Origin of the sequence: uncultured Thiodictyon sp. (assembly GCF_903828115.1) — a bacterium.
In the GTDB taxonomy this organism is placed as follows: Bacteria; Pseudomonadota; Gammaproteobacteria; order Chromatiales; family Chromatiaceae; genus Thiodictyon.
This window is the reverse complement of the sequence record NZ_CAIKKU010000863.1, coordinates 1-10608: the sequence shown is the minus strand read 5'-3', so window position 1 is coordinate 10608 and position 10608 is coordinate 1. Positions and strand designations below refer to the sequence as shown.

General features: G+C 63.3%; 9 protein-coding genes. All 9 read left to right on the top strand.

The features are described 5' to 3' along the window. The first annotated feature begins 201 nt into the window (after positions 1 to 201). Positions 202 to 639, top strand: coding sequence for a DUF29 domain-containing protein (locus QZY48_RS32390; RefSeq protein WP_295438526.1), 438 nt, complete (start codon positions 202 to 204; stop codon positions 637 to 639). Positions 640 to 1347: 708 nt separating this feature from the next. Then, positions 1348 to 3417, top strand: a complete 2070-nt coding sequence (locus QZY48_RS32385) for a TM1802 family CRISPR-associated protein (RefSeq protein ID WP_295438524.1) — start codon at positions 1348 to 1350, stop codon at positions 3415 to 3417. Positions 3418 to 3455: 38 nt separating this feature from the next. Continuing rightward, positions 3456 to 4442 carry a type I-B CRISPR-associated protein Cas7/Csh2 gene (cas7b, locus tag QZY48_RS32380; RefSeq protein WP_295438522.1) on the top strand — a complete coding sequence of 329 codons (987 nt, stop codon included), beginning with the start codon at positions 3456 to 3458 and terminating at the stop codon, positions 4440 to 4442. A 2-nt stretch (positions 4443 to 4444) separates the two neighbouring features. Continuing rightward, positions 4445 to 5161 carry a type I-B CRISPR-associated protein Cas5b gene (cas5b, locus tag QZY48_RS32375; protein WP_295438520.1) on the top strand — a complete coding sequence of 239 codons (717 nt, stop codon included), beginning with the start codon at positions 4445 to 4447 and terminating at the stop codon, positions 5159 to 5161. Continuing rightward, the gene (cas3, locus tag QZY48_RS32370; protein WP_295438517.1) at positions 5127 to 7526 is read left to right on the top strand and encodes a CRISPR-associated helicase Cas3'; all 2400 of its coding nucleotides are present in this window, start codon (positions 5127 to 5129) and stop codon (positions 7524 to 7526) included. Before cas5b ends, cas3 begins: the two co-directional genes overlap by 35 nt. Then, positions 7514 to 8194: a CRISPR-associated endonuclease Cas6 gene (locus QZY48_RS32365; protein ID WP_295438516.1), complete on the top strand. Its 681-nt coding sequence runs from the start codon at positions 7514 to 7516 to the stop codon at positions 8192 to 8194. Before cas3 ends, QZY48_RS32365 begins: the two co-directional genes overlap by 13 nt. Positions 8195 to 8326: 132 nt before the next feature. Continuing rightward, complete coding sequence (gene cas1, locus QZY48_RS32360) at positions 8327 to 9340, top strand: CRISPR-associated endonuclease Cas1 (protein ID WP_295438514.1); 1014 nt, start codon at positions 8327 to 8329, stop codon at positions 9338 to 9340. Continuing rightward, on the top strand, positions 9303 to 9608 hold the full coding sequence (cas2, locus tag QZY48_RS32355) for a CRISPR-associated endonuclease Cas2 (protein WP_295438511.1): 306 nt from the start codon (positions 9303 to 9305) through the stop codon (positions 9606 to 9608). Before cas1 ends, cas2 begins: the two co-directional genes overlap by 38 nt. Beyond that, positions 9605 to 10213, top strand: coding sequence for a CRISPR-associated protein Cas4 (gene cas4 / locus QZY48_RS32350; protein WP_295438508.1), 609 nt, complete (start codon positions 9605 to 9607; stop codon positions 10211 to 10213). The genes cas2 and cas4 overlap by 4 nt, the downstream gene beginning before the upstream one ends. The last annotated feature ends 395 nt before the right edge of the window (positions 10214 to 10608 follow it).

Here is a 10608-nt window from a genome sequence, read left to right as displayed (position 1 = left end):
TGCGGACCAGCGACCTCCCGCCCAGTCGGATGGCCGCAGTCATGATCGCGGCCGCCGCGACTCACCAGCACGACCTGTTGACAGAAAAAGCACCGTACCGCTATCCTTGTGTACAGTGTCGTCAGAGTGAACGGCTCCCGTCGCGAATCTGCCGATCGCCATGCGCGGCGGCTAGCGAGCTTAATGCATGTGGTAATTCCGATGAACAATCTTTACGAGGCCGATTTCGCGCAATGGGCACAAGAACAGGCCGAGCTGTGCCGCCAAGGCCGCGGTAGCGAGTTGGATGTCGAGCATCTATCGGAGGAACTGGAAGGCATGAGCGCGCGTGAACGCCGCGAACTCGTCAGCCGCCTGGGCATTCTGCTGGCGCATCTGCTGAAATGGCAGTACCAGCCGCAGCGACGCGGCAACAGTTGGCGTCTGACCATCAAGATTCAGCGTTTCGATGTCGCAGCGCTGCTGCACCAGAACCCCAGTCTGCGTGCACGCTTCGAAGAGTTCCTGAGCGATGCCTATGCGCGAGCCATCCTGCAGGCCGCTGGTGAAACCGGCCTGGACGAAAGCGTATTTCCTGAGGTTTGTCCCTTTTCCGCCGGGCAGGTGCTTGGCGATCATTGGCCAGATGCCGTTTCCTAAGAGAATCATCTCTCCGGAGCACAACATACGTCAGATGCGGCAAGCCGAGGCTGGACCTAAGGTCAGCTTTCCGAGAGCGGTCCCCGTTCGCCGACATCACACCGGCGCGGCTGGAGCTTCTCGACCGACTGAGGCGGGCAGGACCTTGCTCCGTTGCAGGACTGTCCGCAGGGGTTGGAAGCGATGTCGCCGCGCAGGCGCCACGCCTGGCGGAGTTGGGTCTCATCGAACGCCATCCGGACGGTACTGACGCCGTCTCCCCGGGTACCGACGCCCGCGCGCCGGCCGCCGAGAGGGCCAGGACCAGGGCGACCCCCAGGCCGCCTAACCACCAAGTCCATCCGGATCGCCGCACTGCCAGCCCTCCCCAAGAGTCTGGCTGGAACTCAGCAGCGGACCATGACTGAAACCGCGATCCAGATCTCGTTTTCGCATCTGAATGGAAGCCATCTTCTGCACCTCCTGGTCGAAGGCAGATTCGGGTGACGGGTGAAACCACTGTGGGAGCGGCTTCAGCCGCGACGAGCGTTCATCACCATCCCGGCCCATCAGCCAACGGCGAGGTCTGCGGTCGGCACAGCGGACCCGGCCGCCCCGCCCGTAGGGTCCGATGCGCGGACCAGCGAACTTCCGTCCTCCCGTCCAGCAGGGTGGCCGCCGCGATGATCAAGACCGCCGCGACGCGTGCGCTCTTGCTGCCCTGGACTGGTGGACGGCACGACAAGCCACGCTAACCCGACCGCGCGGGTGATCACATCGTCGCCCGGATGGCGCCAAAGCCTTGATCATCTTTCCGGCCAGCGGCCACCTTCTGGAGTCCAAGGCTTCAGCCTTGGTCCTGTACATCCAAGCCTGAAGCCTTGGACTCCGGCCCGGGGCGGCCGGAACAATGATCAAGGCCGGCGCCAAGGTACCATGCGGGGATTTTTTTTCGGACAAACAGCGTCCGTTATGTTGGAATGGTGGCCTGGTTTCGGAGGATCGCAGCGAATGTTTCAACGTCTTTACGAACTGAGCCTATGCCTGCCCGAGCGGCTAGCCTGGGAGCGGCTGAACGAAGGGATGCCCGCGAATTACGACCGGGGGCTGGCGTTGTGCTTTGGTCCCGGCGGCGAGTGGTGCGGGGTGAGGACCTTCATGGGCAATCAGGCAGTGGTCTACCGCTCCGGGCCGCCCAACGGGACCGACTTTACCCCATGCTGCAAACTGGCCGGCAACACCGCAAACCGTCTGGCCGGCGCGGTCAAGGAACTCGCTGGCAATTCCAGCCTGCCGGGTGACAAGCGCCAGTGGCTGGTCGACAGCCTCGTCTGCTTCAACGAGGCGCAAACGGCGATTTGGGCCGAGGTCGAAGCGCGGCAAAAAGATGCCGGCATCGATGGCAAGGAGCATCGTGGTTATGTCTACTGGGCCGATGACCAGATGCAACCGGTTTACGCCTGGCCGCAGACCCGTGCATTCCTGGTCGAGCGGGCCTTGGCCGCCTTCGCCGACAAGGGCGGGGAGCGTGCCGACAGCAGTTGCGCGATCTGCGGGCGCACGGCAGTCAGGGTATACGGCAACTACGCGGTCGTGGCCTGCTACAACCTCAACAATCCGGGCGCCATCGCGGGCGGATTTCAGGCCGCCAAGGCGCATCGCAATTTTCCCGTGTGCGGTGACTGTGCCCTGTCCATCGCCGAGACCTTCACCTTCGCCGAGGCGAACCTGTCCAGCAGCATGGCGGGGCAGAATTATCTGATTTTGCCCTACAGCAACAACCCCGAGGTGCGGGAAGAACTGCGCGCCCGCCTGGGTCAGCGTCCCGACCGCTATCAATTGGGCAAGGCGCGCGATTTGCTTGCCGACGAACTGGCCCTGAGCGATGAATTTGCCGGTTTTGGCGACCAACTGGCCTTCGCTGTGATCTTCTTCAAGCAACAAAACGCTGCGTGGCGCGTGCAGGCCGAAGTGCAACAACTCCTGCCGAGCCGCCTGCGCCTGCTGCAGCAAGCGATCCGCACGATTGCCAATGCCGCCGATTTGACCACCGAGGGCAAGGCTGAAATCAAGCAGATTCATATCAACGCACTGACGTTCAAGAATTTTTCCAGCGCCAGCGACAAGAGCAGCGAGGACACCCTGCGCGCCTGGCTGGCGGCGCTCTTTGACGGACAGGCGGTGAACTTGAGCCACTTTCTGCACTGCCTGGTTGCCAAACTGCTCAGTACCGGCAAGCGTGAGCCCAAGTTCCTGCACTGGATGACGCTCCAGGCCTGGGGCCTCTACCGCTACGCCCGTTTGACCCGCCTCATCGTTCCCGATCCCGTCATGGAGCATCCCGCCATGTCCGACGTTATTCCCAACAGCCCTTATGGACGTTACGTCCAAGAGCATGTCGATTTCTTCCGCCGACCGGAACTGATCGTCGCCTTTCTGACCGGCTGCTACGCCTCGCAGGTGGCCTCGGTGCAGCGTCAGGTGCGCGGTGCCGATCCATTTACCAAGAAATTCATCGGGCGTTTGTTGAGTCGCCAGCAGTTGCAACGACTCTATCGCGAGGGTCACGGCAAACTGGCCCAATACGGCAAGCTCGGCTATGTCATCACCGGGCTGGACCCGGACCTGGCAAACGCCTGGGTCGCCTGTGCGGAGAACTGGGCGATCGGCGACGAGGAGGCCACCTTCGCCTTCACCATCGGTTACAGCCTGGCCTACCGAATCGGGCAGCTCGACAAGACCACCGCGGGCGCGGTCGCGGGCGCGGGCGAACCGGAACCTGTAGCAATCGACGACTGAAATCAACGACGTGCAGTAATTCTTCAGGAGCACACCGAATGACCGCAATCACCAACCGCTGCGAAATTCTTTTTATCTACGAGGCCAAAGACTGCAATCCCAACGGCGACCCGCTCGATGAGAACCGCCCGCGCACCGATCCCGAGACCGGCGAGGCCACGATCAGCGATGTACGCATCAAACGTACCGTGCGCGATTGGTTCCTGAGCCTGGAACCGGACGCGGAGAAACGCCTGGCCGCCGGCCGCGAGGTACTGATCCGCGACACCCTCAAGGCCGACGGCTATCTTTCCGAAGGCAAGGATCGCGCCGAGCAGTTTCTGACCGAAGCGGCCAAGGGTAAGAAGGGTGAGGCCAAGCGCCAGGCCCTGGAAGCCGCGGTCCTGCGCGGCTGCATCGACGCGCGTCTGTTCGGTGCCACCCTCCCGCTGGGCAAGAACGAACCCTCGCTGCAACTGACCGGCCCGGTGCAGTTCTCGGCCTTCAACCGCTCGCTGCATCGCGTCAGTCCGACCCTGGTGCAACAGACCGCCGCCTACGCCGGCAGCGACAAGGGCAACCAGAAATCCTTCGCCGAACGCTGGCTGCTCCCCTATGCCCTGATCGCCGCCTACGGGGTCGCCAACGAAACCGCCGCGCAGACGACCGGGCTCAGTGAGGTCGATCTCGACCTCCTGCTGCAAGGACTGTGGCGCGGCACCGCGGCACTCAACACCCATTCCAAGATCGGCCATGATCCACTGCTCCTGGTCGCCGCCGACTATCGCCCCGGCTACCGGCTGGGCGCCCTGCCGCGCCGCGTCAGCCTGGCCGGCAAGACGGTGGAAGACACCGCACTGCGCTCGACCCGTGATTTTCGGCTCGAGGTCGGCGAACTGCTGACCGCCCTGCGCGACTACCCGGCCCTGACCGGTCTGCGGGTGATGCAGGACCCGCGACTGCGCTGCCAATCCGGCGCCCAGGAAGGGCTGTTCGCCGAACTGGCCGGGGCCGCCGGGTTGGCGGTCAGTTCGCTGGACCTGTAGCCATGCGGGCTCTGGTCTTCGACATCGCCGGTGAATACGGGCAGTTCAAGAAGCCCTATTCGCCGATGAGCCCGGTGAGCTATCCACTGCCGCCGCCACCGGCGGTCTTGGGGATGCTGGGCGCCGTGCTCGGCTACGGCAAGGACGCCTATCACCAGCGTCTCGGCTGGGATCGGGTGCGTATCGGTGTAGGGCTGCGCGCCCCGCTGCGGGTGTTCCGGGCGGCGCTCAATCTGCTGCAAACCAAGACGGGCACGGATGGGTTTTTCCGTCCGCTGGCCGGACAGAACACACACACCCAGGTACCGTTCGAGTTCCTGCGTAATCCGCAGTTTCGGATCTACGTCGCCGGGCTGGCCGAGCCGGTGGCCGACGAACTGGCCGAGCGGTTGCGCACGGGCCGCACCGCCTACACGGTCGCGCTCGGGCTCGCGCCCTGTCTGGCCGATCTGACCTGGGTCGGTGAGTGGCCGGCGCTGGTCTTGCAGGACGGGCAATGGCAGGCAACCACGGCGGTGCCGCTGAGCGACGGCCTCCAGGTGCATTACGAGGAAGGCCGACGCTATCACCGCCTGCGCGTCCCCGCCGTGATGGACGGCGCGCGCATCGTGCATCGCTATCAGGAAATCGTCCTGGCCGAAGACGGGCAACCGATCCGCGGCCAGGGCGGCACCGGAGTCCTCCATGCCATCGGTCCCGACCGCGTTGCCTTTCTCTGAGAACTTTGCCCATCCGGGCGATCCCTTGCCGGCCCACCTGGAGCGGGTCGCGCAACGGGCCGCCGCCGCTATCGCCCCGACGGCGCGCGCCGAGATCCGCGCCATCGCCCTGGTCGCCGGGCTCTTTCATGACCTCGGCAAGGCTACGCCCTGGTTTCAGGAGTACCTGCTGCGCGCCGGCCCGCGTTCGGTACTCAGTCATCACGCCGAGACGGGCGCGCTCCTGCTCTGGTGGTATACCGCCGGACTCGACTGGCCGCTCTGGCAGCGCCTGGCCGCCTTCATCGCGGTACGCCGCCATCACGGGGCCCTGACGTTCCAGGAGTGGCCGATGCTCTTGGAGCAGGTCCGCGCCGAATGGGGCGAACTGGACTGCCCGCTGCGCACACAACTCGCTGCCATGGACCTGCCGGGCATCCATCAGTGGCTGATTGAGGTTGCCGCGCGTCTCCCCGACCAGGGGCTGTGCGGGACACCCGAACCCCTGACCCTGGCGAGCATCGAGGCGCGCTTGCGCGACCGCCAGACCCTCGGCTCGAAACTGCGCAAGGCCTTCGGTCCGGTCGACGAGGCGCTTGCCATGCTGGCGGGCTTCGGGGCCTTGCTGGCGGTGGACAAGACCGATGCCGCCTTACAAGGCGCGCAGATCGACCGCCAGGCGCTGCCCGCGGCGGCGGTGACGGTGCATAAGCAACGGCTGTGGGGCGACACTCCTGATTGCCTCGCGAAGCCGGACGCCGGTTCTACCCTGGATCAGCGCCGTGAACGCATTGCCGACACGGTCACGCGGACCTGGCTCGCCCATCTCGATAGCCCCCTGCTGACCCTCACCGCGCCGACCGGCGCCGGCAAGACCTTGACCGTCCTCCATGCCGCCTTGCAGGCGCGGACCCGCCTGGAAGAACGCTGCGGCAGCGCCCCGCGCATCATCTATTGTCTGCCCTTCACCTCGGTCATCGACCAGAACCACGCGGTGTTCCGCGCCGTGTTGCGGAGCAATCACCTGCCCGACCGCGAAGACCTGCTGCTCAAGCACCATCACCTGACGGAAGCCCTGTTCCGCTCCGAGGACGCCGAATATCAGGCGGACGGCGCCGGCCAGTTGCTCACCGAGACCTGGCAGAGTGAGTTGGTCGTGACCACCTTCCACCAACTGCTGCACTCACTGCTCAGCCCCCGTAACGCCAATCTCAAGCGGGCAGGGCAGTTGACCGGGGCGCTGGTCCTGTTGGACGAGGTGCAGGCACTGCCCCTTCGTTATTGGGAGGCCTTGCGCCAGTTGTTCATGGCCGCCGCGCGGACCCTCGGCACCCGCTTTGTGCTCCTGACCGCGACCCGACCACTCATCTTCCAGCCGGGCGACGCCGTGGAACTGCTCCCGGATCATGACGTGCATTTCCGCGCCCTGACCCGCACCCGGCTACACGCGCACCACCGTGAACCCCTCCAACTGGAGGCGTTCGCCGCGCAGTTGACCATCGGGTTGAAACGGCATGAACAAGCCGCGCTCGTCATCGTCAATCGGCGCCGGGCGGTCCGCATCCTGTTCGAGGCCCTGCGCGCGGCCTTCCCGGGGCGCCCCCTGGTCGCACTCTCCACCGACCTGACCCCGCACGACCGCCGGGTGCGGATCAGGCTGATCCAACGCCTGTTGCGACAGGGCCAACCGGTCATTGCAGTCGCCACCCAATTGGTCGAGGCCGGTGTCGATTTCAGCTTCCCGGTCGTGCACCGTGACCTGGCCCCGCTCGACTCCATCATCCAGGCCTCCGGGCGCTGCAACCGCCACGGCGAAGCCGGCGCGGTGCCGGGCGAGGTGCACCTCTGGCACCTGCAGGCCGCGAAACCCGATGGCAGCACCGGGGAATCCCTCTGGCGACGGGTCTACGACAGCGCCTTGATCGAGGTCACGCAAGAAACCCTGGGCACGGTGGACACCTGGGATGAATGCGACTTTCTGGATCTGAGTCAGCGCTATTTTCGCGGCTGTCGGGCGCGGCAGGACCAGGAGCGTGTCGATGAGCAACTGGCGCGGGGCGATCTGATCGGCGTCGAACGGGCCTTCCAATTGATCGAGGAGCGTCCGACGGTCTCGCTGTTCGTGGTCCGCAAGCCCCCGGACGCGGCACTGTGGGAGCGCTATCGCGCCGTGCGGGATGATCCCGCACTGACCCCGGCGGAGCAGGACAAGCGGTTTCGGCCTTTCAAGCGTGCCTTCTATGAACGGGTCATTCAGATCCAGGCACAAGCCGCGCATGGGCTTGACCGCGACGACGTCAACCGGATCACGACCGGTCCGCAAACCTATGATCGCGCAGCGGGCTTCATCGGCCTGCCCGCAGAGAGTGCCACATGCATCTTCTAGCCAGCATCCCCTTCGCCGAAGTCGAACTGCGATGGGACCGCGACCTGAACGGCGGCCCGCAGGGGCGCACCAAACAACTGCGCGGCGCCCTGGCCAACGCCTTTCGCGGCGATGACCTGTTTCACCAGCACGACCTGTTGACAGGAAAAGCGCTGTACCGCTATCCTCGCGTGCAGTACCGGTGGCGCCACGGGCGGGGACTGGTGGTCGGTTGGGGCGAGGCCGCCGAGCGGCTGCTGGCGCTACCCTGGCTGGAGTTGAATCTGTTGCTCGGTGAGGACGCGGTGGTGGTCGCCGATGCCGCCTTGACCCTGACCCAGGGACGATTCGGCGTCGGTGAGCGGCTGGGTCATTACCGACTGGCGACGCCCGTCCTGTTGCTCAATCAGGAAAACTATCGCCGCTATCACACAATGAATGAAGCGGAACAACGCAGTGAGCGTGAGCGGCTCCTCGTCGCAAATCTGCTGATCGCCATGCGCGGCCTGGATGTCACATTCCCCGAGCGCTTGTACGCGACGCTTGCCGACCTTAAGCCCTGCCCCTGCCATTACAAGGGGGAGAAACTCCTCGGCCTGACCGGAGAAGTCGCCACGAACGCCGCACTGCCGGATGGATTTTCGTTCGGACATGCCGTCAGTCATGGCTTTGGTTGGTTGCGGTGCTAGCGCGCCCGGATCTTTGACAACTCGGTGTTCCATCATTCCCGCTGCCGGCGGGCCCGCCGACAGCGGGACCGGCGCAACGTCCGCGCACCACTCGGCGGCACGCCCGTCCAGCCCACTGACTGAGGCACGACAATGGATCTGATTCTCACCACCTTCGGGACCTATCTGCACCGCCAGGGCGAAATGTTCGTGATCAACATCAAGGAACAGAAGCAGGAGGTATCCGCGCGCAAGGTACGCTCGATCCTCATCACCACCGGGGCCAGCCTCTCGACCGATGCCATTCAACTGGCCGTCGAGAAGAACATCGATATCGTCTTTCTCGACAAATTCGGACAGCCGTATGGCCGTGTCTGGCATGGTCGGCCGGGATCGACGACCGCCATCCGCCGCGAACAATTGCGCCTGGCCGACACCGAACAAGGGCTGCGCCTGGCGCTTGGCTGGTTATCGCGCAAGATCGAAAATCAGCTCCTGTTTCTGCGTGAGGCGCGCCAGCGCCGCACGCGCTTGTCGGCGGCACTGACGGATAAGATCAAGGCCTTGTCTGACCTGCGCGAATCGCTCGCAGGCGTCAGCGGCAACCTCGACGAGGTACGGGGCAGCATCATGGGGTTCGAGGGCAGGGCAGGGCGCACCTATTGGGAAGCCGTGAATCTGCTGTTGCCGGAGAGTTTCCAGTTTGCCGCCCGCTCGCACAACCCCGCCAAGGACGAGTTCAATTGTCTGTTGAACTACTCCTATGGCGTATTGTATAGCACGGTCGAGCGTGCCTGCATCATTGCCGGCCTCGATCCCTATGTCGGATTCGTCCATACCGACCACTACCAGAAGAAGTCACTGGTCTTCGATCTGATCGAGTGTTATCGGATTTGGGCGGATGAAACGGTGGTCGGACTGTTCGCGGCCCGCAAGATCACCAAGGACCTGTTCGATCCCCTGCAAAACGGCCTGACGCTGAACAAGCAGGGTAAGGCCGTACTGATGGAGCGGTTCGGCGAACACCTCGATGAAACCATCCGCTACCGCAACCGCAATATCAAACGGCGGGATACCGTACAACTCGATTGTCACCGCATGGCAAATGAATGGATCGGGAGACTGAGCGATGAAGACGACCGAGACGCTGGTGTGGATAATCTATGACATCGTCGTGGACAAGTCACGCACCAGAATTGCCAAATTGTGCAAGGAGGCCGGGCTGTATCGCGTCCAGAAATCGGTCTTTCTGGGAACGATCGAGCGTAATCGACTGGATGAATTGCGGCTGCAGATCGATGAGTGGGTGGACCACGAGGTGGATTCGGTCTATATCTTTCCCATGTGCGAGCCGGATTTCAAGAAGGTGATTCTGCTCGGCCAGGCCTTCGATAAAAAGCTGGTCACCGACCAGGTGCGGGCGTTGTTTCTATGAACGATTGGCCGCTGGATACCGAGCGTTCCCCGATGATCACGCCATCGGAGGTCCTGGAGCACGTTTATTGCCCGCGCTTCACCTGGTTCATGAACGTCCAGAACATCCCGCAGCACGAGGACAGTCGTTTCAAGGTCCTCAAGGGCCGCGAGGTCCACCAGCGCCGCGCGACTGAAAATCGTGATTATCTGCGTCGCAAGATCGGCGCGGTCAAGCGGGAGATCGAGGTCTACCTGGCAGCGCCGGTCCTGCGGTTGAGGGGCATCGTCGATGAGGTGCTGTGGCTGAAGGATGGCACGATGGCACCGCTGGACTATAAGTACACGGAAGCGCGGGACACGGTGTTCAAGACGCATGAAACGCAGATTCTGCTCTACGCGATGCTGATTAGCGAGGTTTATCAACAGCCTGTAACGCGGGGTTTCGTCGCCTACGTGCGCGATGGCAACCAGTTGCTGGAGGTGCCGGTAACCGCTGAGTCCATCGCCCGCACGAAGTTGCTGATCGGACAGATTTTCGATATTATTCAGACAGGTCGCTTACCGGCAAGGACCCCGTCACGCATCCGGTGCGAAGACTGTTGTTACAAAAATATTTGCGTCTAGCCGATCTTCGCCTACAAGATACTGATGCTCATAAGAAAATTGACATCTTTTCGATGTCGATGACGGCTCAAGACGGGCTCCGACGGGCTAGGATGTTGCTCAAGAGGGTAAGAATCGGTCCGCGCCGAACGTCGCATCTACCTGATATAGATATGTTTTCGCACAGGGTGCTGCCGCCATCTCCAATCCACCAGAACAAGGATTGAAACCACCGGGATGATAGAGATATGACGCCCCCCATCAGCCGGCCGCCATCTCCAATCCACCAGAACAAGGATTGAAACGAAGAGCAGCGGGCCGCACGCCTGGTCGGACATCATCGCCGCCATCTCCAATCCACCAGAACAAGGATTGAAACAACTGGATCGTGCGCGAGGATGGCCGTCGCTCAAGAG